At 59.6% G+C, this 23,634-nt stretch carries 20 protein-coding genes; 6 read left to right on the top strand and 14 right to left on the bottom strand.

Annotated elements, in window-relative coordinates; genetic code table 11:
• The first annotated feature begins 104 nt into the window (after window positions 1-104).
• From meaB to R3D51_11995, 4 genes are all read left to right on the top strand, one after another.
• On the top strand, window positions 105-1,115 hold the full coding sequence (gene meaB / locus R3D51_12010) for a methylmalonyl Co-A mutase-associated GTPase MeaB (protein MEZ5900202.1): 1,011 nt from the start codon (window positions 105-107) through the stop codon (window positions 1,113-1,115).
• A gap of 299 nt (window positions 1,116-1,414) precedes the next feature.
• Window positions 1,415-1,609 (top strand): hypothetical protein, encoded by a 195-nt coding sequence (locus tag R3D51_12005; protein MEZ5900201.1) that lies wholly within the window; start codon window positions 1,415-1,417, stop codon window positions 1,607-1,609.
• A gap of 115 nt (window positions 1,610-1,724) precedes the next feature.
• Entirely contained in the window at window positions 1,725-2,216 is a 492-nt protein-coding gene (bfr, locus tag R3D51_12000; protein MEZ5900200.1) for a bacterioferritin, read from the top strand.
• A gap of 247 nt (window positions 2,217-2,463) precedes the next feature.
• Entirely contained in the window at window positions 2,464-2,727 is a 264-nt protein-coding gene (locus R3D51_11995; GenBank protein MEZ5900199.1) for a hypothetical protein, read from the top strand.
• A gap of 76 nt (window positions 2,728-2,803) precedes the next feature.
• On the opposite strand, the gene R3D51_11990 is transcribed toward R3D51_11995, so the two are convergent.
• The 10 genes from R3D51_11990 to R3D51_11945 form a co-directional block, all read right to left on the bottom strand.
• The gene (locus R3D51_11990) at window positions 2,804-4,330 is read right to left on the bottom strand and encodes a malonyl-CoA synthase (GenBank protein ID MEZ5900198.1); all 1,527 of its coding nucleotides are present in this window, start codon (window positions 4,328-4,330) and stop codon (window positions 2,804-2,806) included.
• A gap of 32 nt (window positions 4,331-4,362) precedes the next feature.
• Window positions 4,363-6,237: a DNA mismatch repair endonuclease MutL gene (mutL, locus tag R3D51_11985; protein MEZ5900197.1), complete on the bottom strand. Its 1,875-nt coding sequence runs from the start codon at window positions 6,235-6,237 to the stop codon at window positions 4,363-4,365.
• Window positions 6,238-6,291: 54 nt separating this feature from the next.
• Entirely contained in the window at window positions 6,292-7,638 is a 1,347-nt protein-coding gene (locus R3D51_11980; protein MEZ5900196.1) for a glucose-6-phosphate isomerase, read from the bottom strand.
• Window positions 7,639-7,842: 204 nt separating this feature from the next.
• Window positions 7,843-9,240, bottom strand: a complete 1,398-nt coding sequence (locus R3D51_11975) for a pitrilysin family protein (protein MEZ5900195.1) — start codon at window positions 9,238-9,240, stop codon at window positions 7,843-7,845.
• A 5-nt stretch (window positions 9,241-9,245) separates the two neighbouring features.
• Entirely contained in the window at window positions 9,246-10,613 is a 1,368-nt protein-coding gene (locus R3D51_11970; protein ID MEZ5900194.1) for a pitrilysin family protein, read from the bottom strand.
• A gap of 342 nt (window positions 10,614-10,955) precedes the next feature.
• Complete coding sequence (locus tag R3D51_11965) at window positions 10,956-11,393, bottom strand: hypothetical protein (GenBank protein MEZ5900193.1); 438 nt, start codon at window positions 11,391-11,393, stop codon at window positions 10,956-10,958.
• 59 nt (window positions 11,394-11,452) lie between these two features.
• A complete protein-coding gene (gene lspA, locus R3D51_11960) occupies window positions 11,453-11,995 on the bottom strand; it encodes a signal peptidase II (protein MEZ5900192.1) in 543 nt (180 codons plus the stop codon).
• Window positions 11,992-15,150 (bottom strand): isoleucine--tRNA ligase, encoded by a 3,159-nt coding sequence (gene ileS / locus R3D51_11955; protein ID MEZ5900191.1) that lies wholly within the window; start codon window positions 15,148-15,150, stop codon window positions 11,992-11,994. The genes lspA and ileS overlap by 4 nt, the downstream gene beginning before the upstream one ends.
• A gap of 143 nt (window positions 15,151-15,293) precedes the next feature.
• Window positions 15,294-16,223 carry a bifunctional riboflavin kinase/FAD synthetase gene (locus tag R3D51_11950; protein MEZ5900190.1) on the bottom strand — a complete coding sequence of 310 codons (930 nt, stop codon included), beginning with the start codon at window positions 16,221-16,223 and terminating at the stop codon, window positions 15,294-15,296.
• A gap of 81 nt (window positions 16,224-16,304) precedes the next feature.
• A complete protein-coding gene (locus tag R3D51_11945) occupies window positions 16,305-16,742 on the bottom strand; it encodes a MaoC family dehydratase (protein ID MEZ5900189.1) in 438 nt (145 codons plus the stop codon).
• Between the two features lie 338 nt (window positions 16,743-17,080).
• Between R3D51_11945 and R3D51_11940 the strand changes: the two genes are divergently transcribed.
• Complete coding sequence (locus R3D51_11940) at window positions 17,081-17,863, top strand: cell cycle transcriptional regulator TrcR (protein MEZ5900188.1); 783 nt, start codon at window positions 17,081-17,083, stop codon at window positions 17,861-17,863.
• Between the two features lie 228 nt (window positions 17,864-18,091).
• A complete protein-coding gene (locus R3D51_11935; protein ID MEZ5900187.1) occupies window positions 18,092-19,723 on the top strand; it encodes an acyl-CoA synthetase in 1,632 nt (543 codons plus the stop codon).
• A 91-nt stretch (window positions 19,724-19,814) separates the two neighbouring features.
• On the opposite strand, the gene R3D51_11930 is transcribed toward R3D51_11935, so the two are convergent.
• The 4 genes from R3D51_11930 to R3D51_11915 form a co-directional block, all read right to left on the bottom strand.
• A complete protein-coding gene (locus R3D51_11930) occupies window positions 19,815-20,084 on the bottom strand; it encodes an exodeoxyribonuclease VII small subunit (GenBank protein ID MEZ5900186.1) in 270 nt (89 codons plus the stop codon).
• A gap of 28 nt (window positions 20,085-20,112) precedes the next feature.
• Window positions 20,113-21,057 (bottom strand): histone deacetylase family protein, encoded by a 945-nt coding sequence (locus R3D51_11925; GenBank protein MEZ5900185.1) that lies wholly within the window; start codon window positions 21,055-21,057, stop codon window positions 20,113-20,115.
• 101 nt (window positions 21,058-21,158) lie between these two features.
• Window positions 21,159-22,040 (bottom strand): NAD(P)-dependent oxidoreductase, encoded by an 882-nt coding sequence (locus R3D51_11920; GenBank protein ID MEZ5900184.1) that lies wholly within the window; start codon window positions 22,038-22,040, stop codon window positions 21,159-21,161.
• A gap of 77 nt (window positions 22,041-22,117) precedes the next feature.
• Window positions 22,118-23,608, bottom strand: coding sequence for a hypothetical protein (locus R3D51_11915; GenBank protein MEZ5900183.1), 1,491 nt, complete (start codon window positions 23,606-23,608; stop codon window positions 22,118-22,120).
• Window positions 23,609-23,634: the final 26 nt, after the last annotated feature.

Genomic DNA, 23,634 nt, shown 5'->3' with positions numbered 1-23,634 from the left:
GACGGGCGTGAGCGGCTAAATCGCGGCTTGCGGGATGGTGCATTTATCCCCAAGGTCGCGTCCGCAAAGACGGAACTCAAAGCCCTGAAGAGTCGAACTTTCTCATGACCCTACCCGCCCGCCCTGCGCATCGGATTCCGGTTGAAGATTACGTCGCGGGCGTTTGCGCCGGCGATCGCACCATGTTGGCGCGGGCAATCACGCTCGTTGAAAGCTCCAATCCAGAGCACGCTTGCCTGGCCCAGGCCGTGTTGCAGCAGCTTCTTCCAAAGACAGGAAACGCCATCCGGCTGGGGATCACCGGCGTACCAGGCGTGGGAAAATCGACGACCATCGACCAGCTCGGCATGAATCTCATAAATGCCGGTCTGAAAATCGCGGTCCTTGCCATCGACCCCACTTCCAAGCGCACAGGCGGCTCTATTCTGGGTGACAAGACCCGCATGAACGATCTGGCCCAAGAAAAGAATGCATTTATAAGGCCCTCTCCGTCCTCGGGTACCCTTGGGGGCGTCACCCGGCGCACGCGCGAAACCATGGCCTTAGTCGAAGCCGCAGGGTTCGACGCGGTGATCGTTGAAACCGTTGGCGTGGGTCAAAGTGAAGTCGCCCTCGCCGATATGGTCGATTTCTTCCTTGTGCTGCTGCTGGCAGGCGGCGGCGACGACCTGCAGGGCATCAAGAAGGGCATCATTGAGCTGGCCGACATGATCGCCATCAACAAGGCCGACGGCGACAACATCAAGCGCGCAGAAAGCGCCGCCGCCGATTATCGCGCTGCCCTGCAGATTTTCACACCGCACGGCGCCACCTGGTTTCCTCCCGTCGTCACCATCTCGGGACGTGAGAACAAGGGACTCGACACCCTTTGGGCCAAGGTGCTGGAGCATCGCGAAAAGATGAGCGCCACCGGCGAATTTCAGGCCCGGCGGCGGTCTCAAACCGTCTCCTGGATGCGCGATATGTTAGAAGATCGCCTGATGAGCGCCCTGAAATCGAATCCCAAAGTCGCTGCCGAACTTTCGAATATCGAGCAGGCCGTCGGCGCTGGCACCCTGCTTCCCACTCTGGCCGTGGACGAGATCATGGGGCTGATGGGGTTAGGCGATGCCTGAAGCGCCCGATTTTCGGCCCTCCGATGTGCTTTTTAGAGCAATTTCAAGCTTCTGGACTGCGCCTTAGGTCGCATTCACCAATGCCCATCTTGACGCGGTTCCCGGTTTGCCCACAAAGTACGTCCAAGATTCCGATATTGGGGCCTTGAACCCTGAAGCATTGGAGAAGTGTTGTGATCGTCTGCTCTTGCGCAGTCATCACGGATCGTGACGTCGACCGTGCCGTCTGCGAAATCATGAGTTCTCCCCGGGCGCTTTTGCCAACGCCAGGCGTCGTCTTCCGACATCTCAAAAAACAAATGAATTGCTGCCGGTGCGCGCCGCTCACCGTCCGTGTCATTTACCAAGCCATGGACCGGCTGCAGAACGACACGCGCGTTTGCCCCTACTCTTTAGCTGAAGCTCGCCGCAAGCTCGCCATCCTTCAAGACCGCCGCGAACGGCGCGAGCGCGCCGCGCACGGCTCATACGAGACGGCCGTCGGCGCCGCCTGAAAACCTGCAATTTTTGGATATTGCCCCCCGCGTCGATGGCGTTCTGGCCATATTGTGTGCGATGCCATAAGGTCTGCCGACATAGTTCAATTCCAACAGCAGGCGGAGCCGTCCCATGAAGGGCAATAAGAAAGTTATCGAACGTCTCAACGAAGCCCTGAAGCTCGAGCTAGGCGCCATCAACCAATATTGGCTTCACTACCGAATGCTGGCGAACTGGGGTTACGGAAAGCTCGCCAAGAAGGAGCGCGCCGAGTCCATCGAAGAGATGGAACATGCCGACAAGCTCGTCGACCGCATCCTGTTCTTGGAAGGACACCCCAACCTGCAGCATGTCGCGCCGCTGATGATCGGCGAGAACATCAAGGAAGTTCTCGAATGCGATCTCAAGGGCGAACACATTGCACGCGAGAGCTATTCGAAATCTCGCGAAATCTGCCGCGACGAGGGTGACTACGTCTCGATGCAACTGTTTGAGGCGTTGCTGAAAGACGAGGAGGGTCACATCGACTTCCTCGAAACCCAGCTGGATCTTCTCGACCGCATCGGCGTGGAGAACTACGGACAGCTCAACTCCGACAGCGCCAACGACGTCGAAGGCCACTGAACGTCAAAGGGCGCAACCGGCTGGCTACCCGCCAGGAGAGCCGATTGCGCCCGAACTGTTCCGTGCGGCTTGGCAAGCTTGCATCGCAAGACCGAGCACGCATACGGGGGGACAATTGTGCAGCCCCCGGAGCCCTACGCCCGATTTCAACTGTGAAAAAACGACGCTTGGCGAGTTGATCCAGCGCAATCACTTCGGGCACGTCTGCTGTCAGTCTTCCTGACGAAGATCATAAACCGAGGACCCAATGAACCATAAACATCGCAAGGTGCTCGCCCAGTTGTTCGCACATCCGATCAGCGCAAACATCGACTTCAAGGAAGTCGAGCACGTTTTGAAGGAGCTGGGCGCCGAAATAGAGAACAAGCACGGCAACCGCATCGGCGTTAGCCTGAATGGCCACTCCGTCGCGCTAACTCACGTCAATCACTCGCTCCCCAAGGACGAAGTGATGCAGATCCGCAAGTTCCTGGAAACGGCTGGCGTGACGCCTGAACAGTATCCGGCCTGAGACCGCAAGGCCGTGCGCATCGGCCTTCGACATCATCCCGGTTAGAGCGCCGGAGCGGAACCCCGCTCCGGTTTTTCTATTTCTGTGCCACCGGCTGAAAGACATCCTTGTAAGTCTGTCGCAAGATGTTCTTTTGGACCTTGCCCATGGTGTTGCGGGGCAGATCTTTGACCATGAAAACCGCCTTAGGCTGCTTGAAGCCGGCAAGTCTGCCTGCAATCGCGGCTTTGATCGTCTCGGCAGTCAATTCCGTACCAGGCGTCGTCACGACGGCTGCCACGACCGCCTCGCCGAAGTCGGCATGCGGCACGCCGAAGACGGCGGACTCGACAACGCCCTCCAATCCATCGATCAACGTTTCGATCTCTTTTGGATAGACGTTGAGGCCACCTGAAATAACGAGATCTTTTGCCCTCCCGACGATGAACACATAGCCGTCCTCATCGATCATGCCGAGATCACCGGTAATAAAGTAACCGTCGGGCCGGAACTCGCTGTCGCGCAAATCAGGCCGACGCCAATAGCCTGAAAACACATTCGGACCGGAAACTTCGATCACGCCTGTTTCACCTCTGGGCAGCACAGCACCCGTTTCTGGATCAGCAATGCGCACCGAAACGCCGGGCAGCGGGAAGCCGACGGCGCCGGCGCGACGCTCGGCTTCATAGGGATTGGATGTGATCATGCCGGTTTCGGTCATGCCATAGCGTTCAAGGATGCGCTTGCCCGTTCGTTCCTCAAAATCCGCGAAAGTCGCGGGTAACAAAGGCGCGCTGCCTGACACGAATAGACGAATGGAACGCGCCGTCTCCTTCGTGAAGTTTTGCGCAGCAAGCAGCCGTGTATAGAACGTCGGCACGCCCATCATGGTCGTCGCCTTCGGCAGTAGGGTAATCACCTGGTCTGTGTCGAAGCGTGGAAGGAAAATCATCGAACCGCCGGCCGCAAGCATCACGTTTGTTGCTACGAAAAGCCCATGGACGTGAAAGATCGGAAGCGCGTGCAGCAGCCTATCTGACGCCGAGAATTGCCAGATATCGCGCAATGCAAGTGCATTTGAGAGCAAATTGCCTTGCGACAGCACGGCGCCTTTGGAACGGCCGGTAGTGCCCGACGTGTAAAGGATCGCAGCGGTATCCTCGATCTCGCGATCAACAGGCTCGAAACTGACGGGCATACATGCGGCCAGGGAAGCAACGGACCCGCCGCCTTCCCGGTCCATAGTTTCCAACCGCGCATGATGCTGCTTGGCGCAAGCAGCCAGCCCATCGCTGGCGGAAGGATCGCACACGATCAGGCTCGCCTCGGCATCTCCGACAAAGTAGGCAACTTCCTCGCTCGTGTAGGCGGTATTGAGTGGCAGAAAGACCGCGCCCGACAGAAGGCACGCCCCATATAGAGCGAGCGCCATTTGCGACTTCTCAACTTGAACAGCAACGCGCGAGCCAGGCTTCACACCGCATGCGATCAGCGCTTGCGCCAGACGCGACACATCTTTGAGAAAATCATCGTAGGACGTAGCCTCGCCGCTGGCGGTGACGAGAAATGCATCCTGCTTGCCAGCGTGCGGGGCAAACAATGAGTCAAACAGCGGATTGGTCATGATTCTCCCCTCGTGACCATCAGGCAGTCCGCTCAGCGCCGGCCGAACAGTCTTTCGATGTCGCTCAACTTCAGCGACACGTAGGTCGGTCGCCCATGATTACATTGCCCGGAATATGGTGTCGCCTCCATCTGGCGCAGCAAAGCGTTCATCTCTTCTCCGGTCAACCGGCGGCCAGAGCGAACACTACCATGACACGCCATGCGCGAAGCGATTGCCTCAAGCCTGTCCTTCAGATGACGCGCGGTGCCTTCAGCCGCAATTTCCGCCGCCAAATCCTTCACCAGACCTTGGACATCCGTATCCCCGAGCAACGCGGGTGTTTCGCGCACAGCGACCGCCCCTGCCCCGAAGCTCTCCACGACCAAGCCTAGCTCGGCCAATTCGGCGGCCTTTTCGATCAATCCTGCCGCTTCGTCCTCATCAAGCGCCACGATGACCGGAATAAGCAGACCCTGGCGCGTCACGCCGCCATTTGCGAGCGCCTTCTTCAGCCGCTCATAAACAAGCCGCTCGTGGGCTGCGTGCTGATCCACGATGACAAGACCATCGCGGGTTTGCGCGACGATGTAATTCTCATGCACTTGAGCGCGCGCTGCTCCGAGCGGACGCTCTAGAAGATCTTCGCGCAGCGGGACGGCAGACGTGCGCGCGTCGGCGCTTGGATTGAGCAAGGGAGCGAACGGTTTCTGTTTCGCCTCGTCGAACTGTCCGCTGGGACGCGCATCAAAAAAATACGATCGAGACGGTGCCGCATGTTGCGCGCCAGAGAAAATTTTCTGCACAGCCGCGCTTTCAACCGCAGAAGGATACGGCGATTGCGCATTCGGCTCACCGCCGATTTCTCCGGCCACGAAACTCTCTGCCGTCAGCACGCCGCCTTGCGCAGAAGCGCGATGGCCGGCTGATTCAAGTGCCTGCCGCAACGCTCCGATGATCAGACCGCGTACCCTACCAGGATCCCGGAAGCGGACTTCGGCTTTTGTGGGATGAACATTAACGTCTAGGTCGCTTGGCGCAACTTCCAGGAACAACGCAAGGTAGGGCGAGCGTCCCTTTGGAATGAGATCGCCGTATGCCCCCTTTACGGCGCCGATCAAAAGACGATCCTTGACCGGGCGGCCGTTGACGAAAAGATACTGCTGACCAGAGTCCTGGCGGTGAAGCGTGGGCAGCCCTGCGAAACCAAACACCCGCATGGGACCGCTCGCGCCAGAGCCGCCGCCTGCAATCTCCAACGCATCCGCCATGAATTCTGCACCCATGATGCGGCCCAGACGTTCCAGCAGACCTTCCGGCGTGGCATTGCTGCGTGGCAAGACCAAGGGCGTGCGCTCACCTGTGTGCAGTACGAAACCGATCTCTGGATGCGCCATGGCGAGGCGGCGCACAGTATCGGCAATCGCCATGTTCTCTGAACGCTCGCTCTTCATGAACTTGAGGCGCGCAGGGGTCGCCGAAAAAAGATCGCGCACCTCAACGACCGTACCCGCATTGAGTGCGGCGGGTTGCACCACTCCTTTGCGCCCACGCTCGACGACGATGGCCAGCCCATCACGCGCATCGTGCGGCTTAGATTTCACTTCCAAACGCGCAATCGAGCCGATCGACGGCAAAGCCTCGCCGCGAAAGCCGAGACTACGGATGTCAAAAAGATCTTCTTCGGAAAGCTTTGAGGTAGCGTGCCGCTCCACGCATAAGGCGAGATCGGTAGCGCTCATTCCACCTCCGTCGTCCGTTACGCGGATGAGCGACAATCCACCGGCGGCAGCGACGATCTCGATCTGACGCGCGCCCGCATCAATGGCATTCTCAACGAGTTCCTTGACCGCACTTGCAGGACGCTCGACCACTTCGCCGGCGGCGATGCGGTTTATGGTCTCTGCCGAGAGCTGGCGGATGCCCAAGGATTTGTCTCCTCGTACTCGCGCGTCGACATAACCGACAGCGCTGCGCGTTGATCATGCTCCCGCTTTCAGCCGCTTCCTTGTCAGCACTTTGGCCAACTCGACGGCGGGCTGATCGAAAGGATCGAGCCCTAAAAGGCGACCTGCGAGAATCGTCTCGATCATAAAGTGCATCAGCAAAGATCCGAGCGTCTTTTCGTCAAGGCTATCCACATCGAACGTCCTGACCGGCCGTCCGGCCTGCGCCAGTGCCTCGGGCACCGCATGGGCCTGGGCGGCGACAACATCGCCGATGGTGCGCCCGGCCATGAACTCGGCTCCTGCCCGCTTGGCGAAAGCGGGATCGATTCGCGGACCTTTGCCGGCAGAGGCCACACGCATCACCGTCAGGTAATGCTCGCGCGGACCATCCATGTAGAGCTGCAGCTGGCTGTGCTGATCGAGGGGGCCCAGCGCGGCGATGGGGCTGGTACCTTCCCCACCCTTGCCCAGGCTTTCTGCCCAAAGCTGTACAAACCAAGCTGCGAGCCGACTGAGGCGATCGTTGTAGGGCATCATAACGAGCGTGTGCACGCCGCGCTCTTTCGACAGCGCAACCGCAGTTGCGGCGCCGACCGCAGGCGCAAAATCCTTCGGCGACTTAGCAGCGAGCATCGATTGCACCACCGCCGCCGCACCTTCGCGCACAGCAAGAGGATCAATCCCGCGCGCCATGGCGGGCATCAGGCCCACATTCGTCAAACACGAGAAGCGGCCGCCAATCCCTGTGTGATGCTCCAGCATCGGAATTTTCAAGAACGAGAACAACTCGCGCAATCCATTCGGCTTGCCCGGCTTTTCCGGTTCGGTGATGCCGAGAAACATATCGGGGATCTGGGCTTCAAGTCCGGCGTCTTTCACCGCCGACAACGCAACAATAACCTGTGCGAGCGTCTCGGCCGTTCCGCCCGATTTCGAAGTGACGATGAAGCGCGTCTTGGCCAGCTCTACCGCTGAAAGACCAGCGGCGAGCGTCGTTCCATCGAGATTGTCGTAAAAGCGTGTACGCGGGCGCGTCCTCTGCGCAGCATCCGCGCCTCCAGGAATGTTCCATCCCGCAAGCTGGGCAAGCGTCTGCCCCCCCAGACTCGAGCCGCCAGTACCGAAAAACAAGATGTTGCGCGCGCCCTCAGACAGTTTGGTCAGCGCCGCGCGTGCGGCCGCTACATCGTCGCGATCTTCACATACGCGAAGCAACGGTAAGGACTTGGCGGCATAGTCGGCACGCAACGCTTCGAGATGGGGTGAAAGCCGATCGAGATAACTTTTAAGAACACCGTCGCTAAGCCCGTAGGCACCGATTGCGCCGTCCATGCAGCCTGCAACGGATTGGCGGTAGCGTTCGGGTTGTTCAGCGGCCATGCGTCTCCCCCATTCTCAAGACTTCACAAGCGGTGGCCGTGCCATATCACAGTCTTGGGCAGCCTCCCAAGGCCAATAGGCCGCGTCAGGCCGACGTCCCTTCGCCCCAGATGATCGGAGTGGTAACTCTTTGAACGGGTGACTAGAAAAAAGGCGGCGACCCTGGTCGGCCACCGCCTTTTGGAATTCGATTGCCCGCTGCCTTCAGCCGCGCGGCGGCGTGGCCGCTGCCGCCCCGATTGCCTTCACGTTTGCGGGTTTGCCGACGATGGTGACAATCAGCTTATCGGTTTGCAGCAACCGCTTGGCGACGCGCTTTGCGTCCTCCATCGTTACCCCATCGATGAGCTTGTTACGGTTCTCGACATAGTCCGGTCCAAACCCCTCTTCCATAAGTCCGAGAAGCTGAGCCGCAATCTTGGCATCTGTGTCGAAGCGCAGCGGATAGGAGCCGATGAGAAAGCTTTTGGCGGCCGCCAGATCGTCGGCGGTCGGGCCGTTCTCGGCCATCTTGGTCAACTCCTTGCGGATGATGTCGAGGCTTTCAGCCATCGACTCGTTCTTCGTCGCCACGCTGCCAACCATGACCGAGGTGTGATCGTAGGGTTGCAGATAGCTATAGACCGAATAGGCCAAGCCGCGTTTCTCGCGCACCTCTTCCATGAGCTTGGAAGCGAATCCGCCGCCGCCAAGAATGTGGTTCACAACGAAAGCCGGGATGAAATCGGGATCCTTGCGCGCCATAGCGGGCAGACCGAACACAGCGACAGACTGCGGTACGTTCATGTCAATGATCGTCTGAGTTCCGGTGTTGACCGGCTGCGTCTGAGCAACGGGATTAAACTCGGCCTTTGCAGGCAAATCCCCGAAGATCTCATCAATCATCTTGCCCAGCGTCGCCGCATCGATGTCGCCGACCGCGACAACCTTCAGGTTGTCCTTGGCGAACAGTCGCTTGTGAAAAGCGTGAAGATCTTCGGGCGTCATCCCGCCGATCGTTTGCGGCGAGCCTTCCGACGAACGAGCATAGGGGTGGCCCTCGAACGCGGTTGCAAACCACGCCTTTCCGGCGACCTTGTCGGGATCCTTATCCGCATACATCAGGTTCGCGATGAGCTGGCCGCGAATGCGGTCCACGGCGTCAGCGTCAAACCGCGGCCTAGTAACGGCAAGCTTCAACAGCTCTGTCGCTTTCTCACGGTTTTGCGTCAACGTCTCAAGACCGCCGTAGAGCGCATCCTTGCTGTCGCTCCAGCTCATGCGCATCGCAATTTCTTCCATGCGCTCCTGGAACTCGGCCGATTTGATGTCGCCCGCACCCTCATCCATCATCGCGGTGATGAAGTTGGCAGTTCCTTCCTTGCCGGGCATGTCCTGGCTCGAACCGCCCTCGAAGGAGAAACGCAGCGCCATCAGAGGAACGGAATGCTCCTCGACAAGCCACGCCTCGATGCCGCCAGGGCTCTTGATCGTCTGAATGTTCATGGCACTGGCGGGTGACGTCCCTGATGCTTGAATGAGAAAGATTGATGCGACGGCAGCAGCCGCCTTGCGCCACCCGCCGGCCAGCCGACTGGCGCGCGCAAACGAAACCTGCATCATGTGGCCTACCTCTCCGTCCCGTTGGCTGAAGCCCTCGTCGCGGCGGCCGTTGGCGCCTGGGCGACTTCGCTCCTGTCGGGCGTCATATATCCCGTCACAGAATGCCTGATATCGAGGTACTCACCCGCGACCTTCTTGATGTCGTCGAGGCTCACCTTGGCGATGCGATCAGGCCAGCTTTCGACGTCCTCAATCGTGCGCCCGACAACGAGCGCCCATCCATAGCGGCGTGCCAAGATGGCCTGATTGTCGCTTTGATAGATGTATTCAGCCGTCAATGCGTTCTTTGCCCGCTGAAGCTCCTGAGGTGTCACGCCGTTCTTTACGACGTCATCAAGCACCTCATCGGCCATGGCTTCGATCTTGGGCAGAGGAACGCCATCTGCAGCCACGGCAAAGAGCGTGATCTGCCCGCTATCCATCCCAAGGCCGGAGAAATCCCCCGAAGTGCTGGCGGCGACTTTGCCATCGACGACGAGCTTCTTGTAAAGGCGGCTGGTAGCGCCATCGCCGATGATCTTCATCATCACCTCAAGCGCTTCAGCTTCGCCGGGTTTGGCCGACTTATAGCTTGGCGTGATGTAGTAGCGGTGGAATGAGAAGTTACCCGCGCGCGGATCCTTGAGCTCAAGCCGGCGCGCCACGATCTGCGGCGGCTCGGAAGGCCGCACGCGCGTGGAAGACACCGCCGGGTTGGTCGGAAGTTTGCCATAGGTTTCTTCAGCAAGCTTCTTGACCTCGTCGGGCGTGACGTCGCCTGCCACCACCAGGATGGCGTTATTCGGCGCGTAGTAGTGCTTGTAGAAGTCCTGCGCGTTCTGCGGCGATAGTTTCGCCATCTCATGATACCAGCCGATCACCGGCACGCCGTAGGGATGGTTGAGATAGAGAGCCGCATTGAGCTGCTCGTCCAGCAGCGCGGCGGGATTGTTATCGATGCGCGAGCGCCGCTCCTCAAGGATAACGTCGCGCTCTGTGAGCACTTCTTTGTCGTCGAGCCTCAAGTTGACCATGCGCTCCGCTTCCATCTCCATCATCGTCTTCAGGCGATCCTTGGAGATGTTCTGGAAGTAGCTGGTAGCGTCCTGTCCTGTGAAGGCGTTGTCCTGTCCGCCAAGCCGGGCGACGACCTTGGAAAACTCGGCGGCGGGAAACTTCTCGGTGGACTTGAACATCAAGTGCTCGAGGAAGTGAGCGATACCGGACACGCCGCGCACCTCATCGGCAGCGCCGACCCGATACCAGACCATGTGAGTCACGACAGGCGCACGGTGGTCGGGAATGACCACGACGTCCATACCGTTGGCGAGCTTGAACTCGCTGGCCCGGGTCTGCGAGTCTTCAGCGAATGCGTCGGTTTTGATTACAAGCATGGGGAGAAGCGCCAAGAGAAGGGTTGCGAGAAGAGTGCGAAGCGCGGGAGCAATCATGCGGTGTCCCTGTATCGTTGCTCGGATCCAGCCGTCATCCAAGAGTTAACGGAAGAATAGGCGAGGCATCGCCGCAAAGCCTAATGAGTGCGGCTCAAGTAGTCGAGGTTTCAGGGCTGGGACCGGATAAGTCAAATGACATCGCGTTCATCTGAACACGATGTCAACGACTTGGATTAGAAAGAATTTTCGGCGCGATCAGATTTGGCACGCTGATCAATTCAATGCAGGCCGAGACCCAGACCGTCGATAGGGGCCTTAGCGCATCTCAATCAGCATTGGAGCCTATTTGCTATCGTCGTCCTTGGAGCCGCCGTCGATAAGCGACAGGACCGACTTCTGGCAGCGCCCGAGCGGACCCTCGATCAAAGCAGCGTCCTGATCGGAGTTTTTGACTGGCTCGTAGTACTTGTCGCAGTACTCTTTCTGTTGACGCTCCAGATCGGCCTTGGACGTCGTCCGGGACGCATCATAATCCTGAATAGGTAGCTGAGCCTGCTCGGTTTTGCCCGAACCAGGCTCTGGCAGGCTGGAAAGATCAGGCGGCACCACAATGCCGGCGCGCGGCTTCATATCGGGGGTTTCACGATTTGTCGACGAGGTATTGACGCCCAAAGCGTCGAAAACCTTGCCGTTGAGCTGAACGTCGCTGGCTTCGCAGCCGCAGACGGCCACGGCGACAACGCCGACGACACAGAATTTCAGCAGTGTATTCAGTGACATGCTATCCCCCAGTCACTCAGCGCCCGCATCCGTCCCCACAGAATGCGGATCGCAAATCCCTATAAAGGGTTTGCGGCGTCATTGCGACTCGTCCTGAAAGAGTCATACAGCAGACCCAACACGCCGGCAACGATGGCCACATCGGCGATATTGAACACGTACCAGTCGAATTTTGGGTTTCCTGGCACGAAATGGATCAGGAAGAAGTCGGCAACCCCGCCGAGCAGCACGCGGTCCAGCGCATTGCCGAGCGCCCCTCCGATGATCAGGGCCAAAGAAATGGCCATCAGCCGGTCTGCGGCCCCCCGCGCAATCCAGATCCAAAGCGCCACGCTGACGGCCGCCGCAAAGCCTGCGAGCAGGTACTGCCCGATCTGGCTATCCTGATTGAACAGCGAGTAGCTGATACCGACGTTCTTGACGAACACGAGATCAAGGTAGGGCGAGACCGCCACCGGCCCCTTGGAGGCGATGTCATAGACGTAGATCATCCAGAACTTGTGGATCTGGTCGATCACGAACGTCGCGGCGAGGACCGCCAATGCCAGTCCAGACCGGCGTCCCCACAGCCAAGAACCGGGCTTCTCGACGATCTCGCTCATGCAACGGCCTTCGCATCGATTTCGCGCATCGCGGCGGCGTCACGAGCTGACAGTTCGGGATAATCCTTGTCCGACCCGACGTCTTTTGTGATGCGCCAGGAGCGCGCGCACTTCGTGCCCTCAGCCCGCTTCACCACGACGCCGACGCCGGGCTCGCTGGACAACGTAAAAGCGCCTTGCGGGATTGCCGCGTCCGAGACTTGGATCGCCGAAGTAATGCACACCTCAGCCATGTCGACGCCAGCCAGCCCGCTCATGAGATCAGCGTCGGTGACGAACACGTCGGGTGCTGCCTCCAAAGACGAGCCGATCTTCTTTTCCGCGCGCGCGATTTCGAGCGCACCGGTAACGACCGAACGCACCTCCTTCACGCGGTCCCACTTGGCCGCAAGGTTGTCGTCGCGCCATTCGCGCGGGATCTTGGGGAAGCTCGCAAGATGCACCGAGGGCTCCGCATCCGGCCGATAGAGGAGCCAGGCTTCCTCCGCCGTGAACGACAGGATCGGCGCCAGCCAACGGATCACGCAATCGCAGATGTGATTGACGACCGTTAGCGCCGCCTTGCGCTTCTCCGACGAGGGCGGCTCACAATACAGAGTGTCCTTACGAATATCGAAGTAGAACGCCGACAGCTCCGTATTCATGAAGTGCGCCAGCACGCCGATGACCTTGCGGAAATCATAGGTCTCGTAGGCCTTTCGGATCTCGTGATCGAGTTCGGCAAGCCGATGCAGCATGAGGCGTTCCAGCTCGAACGGTCCCATGTCCTTGAGCGCAACCTCGGCGTCCGGCGTGTAATGTGCGAGCGCGCCCAGCATCCAGCGCAGCGTATTGCGCAATTTGCGATACGTCTCAGAGAAGGTCTTGAGGATTTCCGGTCCGATGCGCAGATCGTCGGAGTAGTCCGATGCTGCCACCCACAGGCGCAGAATGTCCGCGCCCGACTTTGCCATCACGTCCTGGGGCGCAACCACGTTGCCGAGCGACTTCGACATCTTCTGCCCCTTCTCATCGAGCACGAAGCCGTGGGTCAGCACGATGTCATAGGGCGCAATCCCTCGCGTGCCCACGCTTTCGAGCAGCGAGGAGTGGAACCAGCCGCGATGCTGGTCTGAGCCTTCCAGATACATGACGCGGTCCTGGCCGCCCTTCACGTGTCCCTTGCGCGAGAGGCCCTTGTAATCGGGGAACGTCTCGGGGTCTTCCAACGTGAAGGCATGTGTGGACCCGGAATCAAACCACACGTCGAGCACGTCCTTGACCTGCTCCCAGTTATCGGGATCGAGCTTGTCCTTGCTGGCTTTCAGGAAGCGCTTCGCAGCCCCCTCCGCGTACCACGCATCCGCGCCTTCCTTTTCGAAGGCGTCGATGACGGCGGCATCGACGGCGGCATCATGCAGGATGTCGCCTTCCTTGTGATTGCCGTGATCCTTCTTGGCGACAAACACCGTGATCGGCACACCCCAAGCGCGCTGACGCGAAACGACCCAATCGGGCCGGTTTTCGATCATGCCGGTGATGCGGTTCTCACCGGCCTGCGGCACCCATTCGGTCTTCTTGATTTGCTCCAACGCCAAATGGCGCAATGTCTTGGCACCTTCGGACCGGCTCCGCGTCGCAGAGTCGGAAGGCGCCTTATCAAGGGCGATGAACCATTGCGGCGTATTACGGAAAATGACCGGCTTCTTGGAACGCCAGGAATGCGGATACTGATGCTTCAAGCGTCCGCGCGCGATGATGTTGCCCGCCTCGGCCAGCGCCTTGATGACGGCGTCGTTGGCGTCGCCCTTGTCGCCGTTCTCCTTCAGCACGCGCTTGCCGGTGAAGCCAGGGGCTTCCTTTGTCAGCACGCCATCGGCGTCGACAGTGAACGGGATCGTCGTGTCGATGCCACGCGCGCGCAGCGCCTTCTGGTTGGCGGTCCAGATGTTGTAGTCGTCCGCGCCGTGGCCGGGGGCCGTATGCACGAAGCCCGTACCAGTATCGTCGGTAACGTGATCGCCATCGAGCAACGGCACGTCGAAGTCGTAGCCAAGTGAGGCCAGCGGGTGCGCGCAAAACATTTTGAAGAAGTTGTCCTGATTGACACTCGCAATCCGCTCAAACGCCTCTACTTTTGCCGACCGCATAACCTCAGTCGCAAGTTTGTCTGCGAGGACGTATTTCTCGCCCGTCTTGGCCCAATTGCCGTCCGGAGCACGCGTTACCTCGTACAGTCCATAGGCAATCTTCGAAGAATACGCGATCGCTCGATTTCCGGGAATCGTCCACGGGGTTGTTGTCCAAATAACAACGGAAGCTCCCAAGAGATCGAACGCGTCGGCGCTAGGAAGCCGAGTACTGGAACTGGCCCGCACAATTGGAAACTTCACCCAGATCGTGTCGGACTGATAGTCCTGATATTCGACCTCGGCTTCCGCCAGCGCTGTCTTCTCGACAACCGACCACATCACCGGCTTGGAGCCGCGATACAGCAGTCCGTTATCGGCAAACTTCATGATCTCGCGCGCGATGGTTGCTTCCGCACGGTAGGCCATCGTGGAATAGGGATTGGCCCAATCGCCCAGCACGCCAAGCCGCTTGAACTCTTCGCGCTGCACGTCGAGCCACTTCTCGGCGAACTTTCGGCACTCGTCGCGGAACGCATTGATGGCCTTGGGATCGGAGAAGTTCGGCTTCTCGTTGCCTTTCGCGCGATATTGCTCCTCGATCTTCCATTCGATCGGAAGGCCGTGGCAGTCCCAACCGGGGACATAGGGGCTGTCGTAACCCAGCATCTGCTGCGACTTCACCACGAGATCCTTGAGGATCTTGTTTAGCGCGTGCCCGATGTGGATGTTGCCGTTGGCGTAAGGTGGGCCGTCGTGCAGCACAAACTTGGTGCGCCCCTTGGAGGCTTTGCGGATCTCGCCGTAGAGATCCATATCCGCCCAGCGCTTGAGCATCTTGGGTTCCATGTCGGGCAGCCCGGCGCGCATGGGAAAGTCGGTCTGGGGCAGAAAGAGCGTCGCGCCCCAGTCGCGGCCACCGGCATCCTTGCCGCCCGCCGCCGCCTTATCCGCCTTGCCTCCGCTGGCCTTTGCGGCGTGGGGGGCTTTTTCGGACGTGTGGGCGGCGTTGGCAGTGTGTTTGTCACCCTCGGGCTTCTTGGACATCGGGAACGGGCTTTCGCGTTTGCAAATCGGTCGGAGACGGCCTTCTAGCAATCCAGCTGGGGCAAAGCAAAGGCCGCTTGGTTTTATTGGCAATTTGGCTGTTTGACGACGCCCTGGCGCTATCTCCGGCGGGCGCGGGGAGCCTAGACCTGCTCGGAAAGCACCTTGCGTATCTGCCTGACGTCTTCATCCATCTGCGCAACAAGCGCCTCGGCGGAGTGGAACTTGCGGTCTTCGCGGATGAAATCGATGAACTCCACCTCGATGTGGTGGCCGTACAGATCGCCGTTGAAGTCGATCAAAAACACCTCCAGCACAGGCATACCGTTGTCGAAGGTCGGGCGCGTGCCGAGGTAGGCAGCGGCGTTGTGAACCGCTCCATCGACATGGGCGCGCACCGCGTAGATGCCATGCGCCAGCGCTGTTCCCTTCGGCATCGGCACGTTGGCGGTCGGATAGCCCATGCCCGTCCCGCGCTTGGCGCCCCCCACGATGTTGCCGGTCACACGCCAGGGCTCGCCCAGAACCTGGGTTGCTCCTTTGACGTCGCCTTGCGCCAGGTAAACGCGAACCGCCGACGATGAGAACACCTCACCCGCTTCCGCAACAGGCGCCACGACGGTGACGCCAAAGCCGAACCTCTTGCCTGCTTCGATGAGCATCTGCGGATTACCCGCGCGCTTGTGACCGAAATAGAAGTCATACCCAACGATGACATGAGCTACGCCAAGCCCCGCAACCAGCACCCGCTCGACAAACTCCTCGGCGGTCAGCGAAGCAAAGTGCGCATCGAAATTCTCGACGAAGGCCAGTTTCAGCCCTAAATGCTCGAAAATCGCCAACTTGCGATTGAGGGGCGTCAGACGAAACAGCGGCTCGGCAGGATGGAAGAATTCTCGCGGATGAGGCTCGAATACCATCACGCCGGAAGCGCGTTCCATCTGCTTGGCCTTGGAGACGGCTTGCGCGATGAGGGCGCGATGACCTCGGTGCACGCCATCGAAGTTACCGATCGCGATGACCGCGCCGCGAGCGTTGACTGGAACATGCGTATGGCCGTGAACGACTTGCATTGGCGTTGAAGCCTCTCCCCGCGGCTCACCAGCTCGTCCCATCCGAACTGCCGCGCCGGGCAACTTTAGGGGGGACCAATATCAGGCCGGACGGCCGGGCACCATCAAGACGGCTTCACCCGTTAGTACCGGCTTGCCGTTGACCATGCACATGCAGTCGAACTTCGCACGCTTCTTCTCGGGAATGAGCTCGATGAGACGAACCGTCGTCTCGACGCGGTCGTCGATCTTGACGGGCCCCTTAAAGGTCAGCGTCTGGGAAATGTAGATCGAGCCGGGTCCGGGCAGCTTCATGCCGAACAGCGCCGATATGTAGCCCGCCGAAAGGATGCCGTGCGCGATGCGTTCCTTGAACACGGTCCGCGCGGCATAATCGGGATCGAGATGAACGGGGTTGTAGTCGCCCGACAAGGCCGCATAGGCCACAATGTCAGCCTCGCTAACCACCCGCGACATGGACGCTTCCTGGCCGACCTTGAGATCCTCGAAATATTGGGTTGTACCCGCAGTCGCCAGCATCGCGTTCTTTCCTTTTGCTCTCGGCCGATCGTTTCTGCAGGCCACTTGGCCCATTCGCCCGCAAGGCGACGAGACGGCGCGGCGGACACTATCCCCCCGCGATTTAGCTCGCAACATGTTGAAGCGGCATTTTTATCCCGCAAGGACAATAGGTCCCGCTGGCTGCCTCACGGGCGGTTGAAGCTCGCACGGTGGGCACCCGGCCCAGAATTTGCGCATTCTAAGGTTGCGCCTTGGGCTTGGTCAGGGGTATAAGCCCTCTTGATCCCTTAAACTTGAGCTTCCTTGATAAGCTACCTTTGTTCCCTAGCGGGTGCGAAGGGCCGGAGAAAACTTACATGAGCGCACGCCGTCCCCTTATGCCCAAAGCCACCGCCGTCTGGTTGGTGGAGAATACAGCGCTGTCCTTCGATCAGATCGCCGAATTTTGCGGCCTGCATCCGCTGGAGGTCAAAGGCATCGCCGATGGCGACGTCGCTCAGGGCATCAAAGGCATGGACCCGGTGACGTCCAGCCAGCTCACCCGCGAAGAAATTGCGCGCGCCGAGAAAGACCATTCGCACAAGCTCGTGCTGGCTGAAAGCAAGGTGGAGCTTCCGCCGCAGGCGCAAACTCGCAAAGGCCCGCGTTATACGCCGGTCTCGCGCAGGCACGACCGCCCGAACGCCGTGCTCTGGCTGCTGCGCAACCATGCTGAACTGAAAGACAGCCAGATCATGCGCCTTGTCGGAACCACAAAGCCGACCATCGGCCAGATCCGCGACCGCACGCACTGGAATTCCGCGCAACTGACCCCGCAGGATCCTGTGACCTTGGGACTTTGCTCGCAGCTTGATCTCGACGCCGAAGTCAAGAAAGCCGCCCGGCGCATGGAGCGCGAGCGTAAGGAGGCGATGAAGGATCGCGAGAAGGCCGGCACGCTCCTGTCCACCGAGGAAACCACGGCGGGCGCTGAAGAGACCGCCGAGGACGCAGTTCCAGCCGGAATGGCCACTATCGTTTCCCCCAAGCCCTCGGCCGAGGAGCAGGAGGAGACGCCGGAGGAAGAGCAGGCCCGCGTCTTCGCCAAGCTCAAAGAGATGTCCTCCAAGAAAGACGCCGATCAGGACGAGGACGAATAATCGTTCCGACGAGCGGACACGGGGCGACCGGATGGCAAAGAGCCTACGGACACGGTTACTTGCGAAGGCGGGCGCACTTACGCCCGCCCGCCCGTCCACAAGACCTTGACTATTCAGCCTATCAACCAATTCCCGAGTTGAAGCCTTCGTCGCCTTTCGCTAGCGTCCCACGGAAATTTCTGGAATTTTCCTTGAGAAACAATCTCCGCTAAGACGAAGGGCGCCCCAATGGCCGTTAACCCCTACGAACAAGACCTCGGCAAGAACGCTGCTAACTATCAGCCGTTGACACCGCTGACATTCCTGGAGCGCTCGGCCGCCGTCTATCCGCAGCAAACGGCCATCATTCACGGGGCACAACGCATCACCTATGCCGAGTTCTATGATCGTGCACGTCAGCTCGCCTCGGCGCTCGCGCAGCGCGGCATAGGCAAGGGCGACACCGTCTCGGTGATGCTGTCCAACACACCGGCCATGCTGGAAGCCCACTTCGGCGTACCCATGACCGGCGCGGTTCTCCATTCGATCAACACGCGTCTCGACGCCGCCATCGTCGCATTCCAGCTCGATCATGCAGAGAGCAAGATCGTCATCGTGGACCGAGAGTTCCAGCCGGTGATGCAGGAGGCTCTCGCCCTAGCGAACGTGAAGCCTCTCATTATCGACTACAACGACACAGAATACCCGCAGACCAATCCGGCGAGTTCAGACCTCGACTATGATGCGTTCGTGTCGGCGGGCGACAAAAACTACAGATGGCATTGGCCGGACGACGAATGGGATGCCATCTCGCTCAACTACACGTCCGGCACGACGGGCAATCCGAAGGGCGTGGTCTACCATCACCGCGGCGCGGCATTGATGTGCTACGCCAACAGCATCGAAACCGGCATGGCGATCCACCCGGTCTACCTGTGGACGCTACCGATGTTCCACTGCAACGGCTGGTGCTTCCCGTGGTCCGTTACCATGATGGGCGGCACACACGTCTGTCTGCGTTGGGTTCGCGCCAAGGCGATTTTCGATGCCATTGTCGATCACCACGTCACCAATCTTTCCGGCGCGCCAATCGTCATGGCCACGCTGCTGAATGCCAACCCCGATGAGAAGCGGCAGATCACGCACACCGTATCCTTCAACCACGCCGCCGCGCCGCCACCAGCTGCTGTTCTGTCCGCCATGACGGAAGCTGGCTTCAAGCTGACACATCTTTATGGTCTCACCGAAACCTACGGCCCGGCAACCATCAACGAATGGAACGACGCCTGGAACGCGCTGCCCAAGGAAGAAATCACCGCCAAAAAGGGGCGTCAGGGCGTGCGCTACGTCACCCTTGAGGAACTCACGGTGATGAACCCGGAGACGATGCAAGTCGTGCCTGCCGACGGCGAAACGCTTGGCGAAGTCATGTTCCGGGGCAACAACGTGATGAAGGGATACCTTAAGAACAAGAAGGCCACGGAAGATGCTTTTGCCGGCGGCTACTTCCACTCCGGCGACCTCGGCGTTCTGTATCCCGATGGATATGTCCAGCTCAAGGATCGCTCCAAGGACATCATCATCTCCGGCGGCGAAAACATATCCTCCATCGAGGTGGAGGACGTGCTTTACAAGCATCCCGCCGTCGCATTCTGCGCGGTCGTCGCCAAGGAAGACGAAAAGTGGGGCGAGACGCCGTGCGCCTTCGTCGAACTACGGCCTGGCTCGTCGGCGACTGCTGATGAGATCATCGAATGGTGCCGACAAGGGCTGGCGCGCTACAAAGTACCTCGTCATGTCATCTTCACTGAAGTGCCGAAGACCTCGACGGGCAAGATCCAGAAATTCAAGCTTCGCGAGATGGCAAAAGAAGCTTCATAAGGGCGCTCCACGACAACGCGCACAGCCAAAGCAAAAGCGGCTCGGTTCGAGGTGAACCGAGCCGCTTTCTTATATTTCGCTCGATATGATTTCACGCACCGGGGTCGAGCGGCTCAGTGCCCCGCGGGCGACCATCTGCACCGAAGGTGAGCTTTTCGACCTTTGCCTCCGCTTGCTTCAAAAGCCGATCGCAGTGATCGCGCAAGGCCTCGCCGCGTTCGTAAATGGCAATCGACTCTTCCAGTTCCACATCGCCGCGTTCGAGACGGCCGACGATCTGCTCAAGCTCCTTGAGCGCACGCTCAAAGCTCATCTCCTTGATATCGGCATGGTTGCGCGCAGGCTTTGCTGTCGTATTCATGTCTTCGATCTCTCGGGGCTGACGCCAATCACGCGCCCGCATCCATCAGCGTCTTGACGTGGACGGCGACGGACCGGGCTAGTCCCGCGAGGTCATAACCGCCCTCGAGCATCGACACAATGCGCCCGCCCGCCTGACGATCCGCAATATCGGCGAGTTGCTCGGTTGCCCACATATAATCGGCTTCGACCAATTCCAATCCGCCCAGTGGATCGTTCTTGTGGGCGTCGAATCCTGCAGAAATAATAATCAGATCAGGCGAAAAATTCCGCAGAGGCCCCAAAATTCGCTCGCGGAACGCCATCTCGAACTTTTCTCGCCCGTCGCCTTCGCGCAACGGTGCGTTGAAGATATTGCCGACGCCTGTCTCGTTCAGTGCACCGGTGCCCGGAAACAGCGGCATCTGATGCGTCGAGCCGTAGAACAAGTCCCGGTCCGACCAGAATATCTGCTGCGTGCCATTGCCGTGGTGAACATCGAAATCAACCACTGCAATTCGCTCAGCACCGTGTTTCGCACGCGCATAGTTCGCTGCGATGGCGGCATTCGCAAAAAGGCAGAACCCCATCGCAACATTGCTCTCTGCATGGTGCCCCGGCGGACGAACCTGGCAGAAAACATTGGCCGCCTGCTCGTTCATGACGAGATCAACCGCGTCAAGTCCAGCACCCACCGCGCGCAGGGCCGCTTCCCACGTGCCTTCCGACATGATCGTGTCTTCATCGAGATGAATGGACGGCGCGCCAGGAGCAGGACGCTTGGCTTCGAGTGAGTCGTAGTAGTTTCCCGGATGCACGCGCCGGATAGCCTCTTGCGCATCCTCGCGTAACGGCGCCTCCCGTCGCTCCAGCGCATTGTAGATCTCATGCCCAAGTATGCGATCTATCGCGCGCATGCGATCAGGTCGCTCGGGATGATATTCGCCGGTATCATGCTTGAGAAAAGATGGATGCGTGATGAGGACGGTAGTCATTCGTCGTGCCGGTCCGGATGCGTTTGTCCCTGGGAGCGTTTTCTTTCCATACTACGCCAGAAGACGCAGCCGCCAAGACATTTCGCATCGCTCGGCCGCCTTCACCCTAATTCCGACAGGCGAGCGAGCACCACGCCGGGCGGAGGGACGCTGTCGGCGGGCACGAAAAAATCAGGCGCCAAGGGCTTCGAAGGATCGATCCGATAGGCTTCGAAATCGGTGATGCCGCCAACCTTGTGCAAAAATGTATCGTCGATGAGAAACTGACCAGTAAAGGTCTTTGCGGGCTGCTGAAAGAGAATATGGGCGGCATCTGCGATAATGTCGGGCTTCCGGCTCATACTCATCAGACGATCTCCACCCAGAATATTACGGATAGCGGCCGTCGCGATTGTAGAGCGTGGCCACAGGGCGTTAACCGCAACACCATCCTTCTTTAACTCGTCCGCGAGGCCAAGCACGCACAGGCTCATACCGTACTTGGCAATTGAATAGGCGACATGGCCGGAGAACCAACGCGCGCTCATATCGAGAGGCGGAGATAGCATCACAATATGCGGATTCTGAGCGCGCTTGAGGTGCGGTAGACAGGCCTTGGAGACCATGAACGTACCGCGCGTGTTGATCTGGAACATGAGATCGAAACGCTTGATCTCCGTCTTCTCGATCGGCGTCAAAGAAATCGCCGAGGCGTTGTTGACGCAAATGTCGATGCCGCCAAACGCTGCCACGGTCTGCTCCACCGCGCGCGTCACCTGATCTTCATCACGGATGTCACAAACGATGGGCAATGCGCGCCCGCCCGCATTGCGGATTTCCTCTGCGGCGGAATGCACCGTGCCTTCGAGCTTGGGGTTCGGCATATCGGTCTTGGCCACGATGGCAACGCGAGCACCGTCACGCGCGGCGCGCTTAGCAATGGCGAGACCAATTCCGCGGCTGGCGCCTGTGATGAACAGGGTTTTGTCTTTGAGCGATCCCATCGCGGCTTCCTCTCCTTGAACGGTTTTTGTGTCAGTCTAAGCCGTTCGGAGGGGAAGTGCGAGCCCACCTCGCCTGCCTACACCTCCACGCGCCGCCGCATCAGGCGGCCAATCCAGCGGAACGGCGCACTGATCATGTTCCAGAGCTGAAAGAGAGAATGCCAGACGAACGCCGGAATTCCGGCCAGTGGAAGAAAGAGGAACACAAACGCCAGAAAGTTGGGGAGCGCCCTCAACTTGCCTGCGACCCAGTTCTCGCCTCCCTGAGGGATGCGCGGCGGCCAGATTGCCGACCACCAAGACCGCGATACGCCCCAGCCTAGCACACCCAGGAACACCGCAATCAAATAGGGATACTGGATGTACGTCGGCACGCCCGGGATGATCCGCGCGTCGATTTCCTTCTGCTGGCTTTCATCGCGGGCGTGAACATCAACCGCATTGGTTACGACATTCCCCGTAATGTCTCCGAGAAAGTCGGAAAGCGCGTTCTGCGCGCTCTCGACCGCACCTGCCGACGTTTCCGCCTGAGCCTGCAGGCGCACACGTCCAGAGCCGTCGGGCGTGGCAGAAACTCGCATCGGGGCCCGGTGCGCGCCGAGCGCATCGAGAAAATCCCCGAAGGTTGCTTTCGACATCGCCTCGTTGAGGCCGCCGACCTCGATGGATTGCCACAGCCAATTGCGACCGCCCGGCTGAAGCGGCGTATCCGCATTCAGCAAAACGAGGTTGACGTCGGCATCGCGCGCGGCGGCAAGCAAGCCATCCAAATCGCTCACCACCTCTGCGCCGCTCGCCGGCTTGAACACGATTTTTCCGTTCTCGATACGTCCAACCACCAATGCGGTCTGCCCCCTCAACGCGCGAAGGGATTGAGCAAGCTGTTCAGGCGCAACCTTATCAACCACCGGCGCTTTGCTCGCGGGATCAAGGCGGGGCGCGGAGGACAACGGCTTTGTAGCACCCGGCTCGATGCTGAGCGTCCGGATGCTCGACTTATTCAACGGACGCGACAGAAATGACAGCGCCTCCTCAAACATGCCGCGTTCGCCAAGCGCAATCGTGACGTTGGGCTTGAGTTTCAGCGACAGTGCCCCGTCTCCTGCTCGTGTTAGAGGAAAGGCTCCCTCGGAAGTCGTCAGGTGCAATTCGGCGTCAGCCGGCAGCTTGTCGAGCGCGGAGCGATTTGCGAACGCACTGTCCTCTGAAAGATAGAGCGCCATTTTGCCATCGGTCGGCGCATCCGGAACGAGGGACGGCAACATGCGCTTCATCTCGTCCGGCGTCGCTGCCGTGAACACATTTCCTTCACGGGTCGCAAACTGCCAATGTCCATCAGACGTCGCGTGCGCGGCCAATGCCACGCCGCGTGATCCAGGCGGCAGATGAGGCACATGGCTGATCGCCTTGCCGATGTCACCCAAATGCGTGTGGCTTGCGGCCTTCCCGGCCTTGGTCGCGCCCTTTGTGAGGGCCGTCAGCCAGTTGGCTTGCGCGGCTTCGATAAGCTCCCCGGTACAAAGCATTGCGAAAAGCATCGCCGTCAAAATCGCGAATTTTGCTCTCATGCCGGCCTCCCCCACCGCCTTTTTTG

It is taken from the genome of Hyphomicrobiaceae bacterium, assembly GCA_041397645.1.
In the GTDB taxonomy this organism is placed as follows: domain Bacteria; phylum Pseudomonadota; class Alphaproteobacteria; order Rhizobiales; family Hyphomicrobiaceae; genus Hyphomicrobium_B.
The sequence above is the reverse complement of the archived record's forward strand: the minus strand, read 5'-3'. Positions and strand labels throughout refer to the sequence as shown.

What these genes read in the sequence shown, in the direction of transcription:
- meaB (MEZ5900202.1), top strand. Translation starts at nt 105, where the DNA reads ATGACCCTACCCGCCCGCCCTGCGCATCGGATTCCGGTTGAAGATTAC.
- R3D51_12005 (MEZ5900201.1), top strand. Translation starts at nt 1,415, where the DNA reads ATGAATTGCTGCCGGTGCGCGCCGCTCACCGTCCGTGTCATTTACCAA.
- bfr (MEZ5900200.1), top strand. Translation starts at nt 1,725, where the DNA reads ATGAAGGGCAATAAGAAAGTTATCGAACGTCTCAACGAAGCCCTGAAG.
- R3D51_11995 (MEZ5900199.1), top strand. Translation starts at nt 2,464, where the DNA reads ATGAACCATAAACATCGCAAGGTGCTCGCCCAGTTGTTCGCACATCCG.
- R3D51_11990 (MEZ5900198.1), bottom strand. Translation starts at nt 4,330, where the DNA reads ATGACCAATCCGCTGTTTGACTCATTGTTTGCCCCGCACGCTGGCAAG.
- R3D51_11980 (MEZ5900196.1), bottom strand. Translation starts at nt 7,638, where the DNA reads ATGGCCGCTGAACAACCCGAACGCTACCGCCAATCCGTTGCAGGCTGC.
- R3D51_11975 (MEZ5900195.1), bottom strand. Translation starts at nt 9,240, where the DNA reads ATGATGCAGGTTTCGTTTGCGCGCGCCAGTCGGCTGGCCGGCGGGTGG.
- R3D51_11970 (MEZ5900194.1), bottom strand. Translation starts at nt 10,613, where the DNA reads ATGCTTGTAATCAAAACCGACGCATTCGCTGAAGACTCGCAGACCCGG.
- R3D51_11965 (MEZ5900193.1), bottom strand. Translation starts at nt 11,393, where the DNA reads ATGTCACTGAATACACTGCTGAAATTCTGTGTCGTCGGCGTTGTCGCC.
- lspA (MEZ5900192.1), bottom strand. Translation starts at nt 11,995, where the DNA reads ATGAGCGAGATCGTCGAGAAGCCCGGTTCTTGGCTGTGGGGACGCCGG.
- ileS (MEZ5900191.1), bottom strand. Translation starts at nt 15,150, where the DNA reads ATGTCCAAGAAGCCCGAGGGTGACAAACACACTGCCAACGCCGCCCAC.
- R3D51_11950 (MEZ5900190.1), bottom strand. Translation starts at nt 16,223, where the DNA reads ATGCAAGTCGTTCACGGCCATACGCATGTTCCAGTCAACGCTCGCGGC.
- R3D51_11945 (MEZ5900189.1), bottom strand. Translation starts at nt 16,742, where the DNA reads ATGCTGGCGACTGCGGGTACAACCCAATATTTCGAGGATCTCAAGGTC.
- R3D51_11940 (MEZ5900188.1), top strand. Translation starts at nt 17,081, where the DNA reads ATGAGCGCACGCCGTCCCCTTATGCCCAAAGCCACCGCCGTCTGGTTG.
- R3D51_11935 (MEZ5900187.1), top strand. Translation starts at nt 18,092, where the DNA reads ATGGCCGTTAACCCCTACGAACAAGACCTCGGCAAGAACGCTGCTAAC.
- R3D51_11930 (MEZ5900186.1), bottom strand. Translation starts at nt 20,084, where the DNA reads ATGAATACGACAGCAAAGCCTGCGCGCAACCATGCCGATATCAAGGAG.
- R3D51_11925 (MEZ5900185.1), bottom strand. Translation starts at nt 21,057, where the DNA reads ATGACTACCGTCCTCATCACGCATCCATCTTTTCTCAAGCATGATACC.
- R3D51_11920 (MEZ5900184.1), bottom strand. Translation starts at nt 22,040, where the DNA reads ATGGGATCGCTCAAAGACAAAACCCTGTTCATCACAGGCGCCAGCCGC.
- R3D51_11915 (MEZ5900183.1), bottom strand. Translation starts at nt 23,608, where the DNA reads ATGAGAGCAAAATTCGCGATTTTGACGGCGATGCTTTTCGCAATGCTT.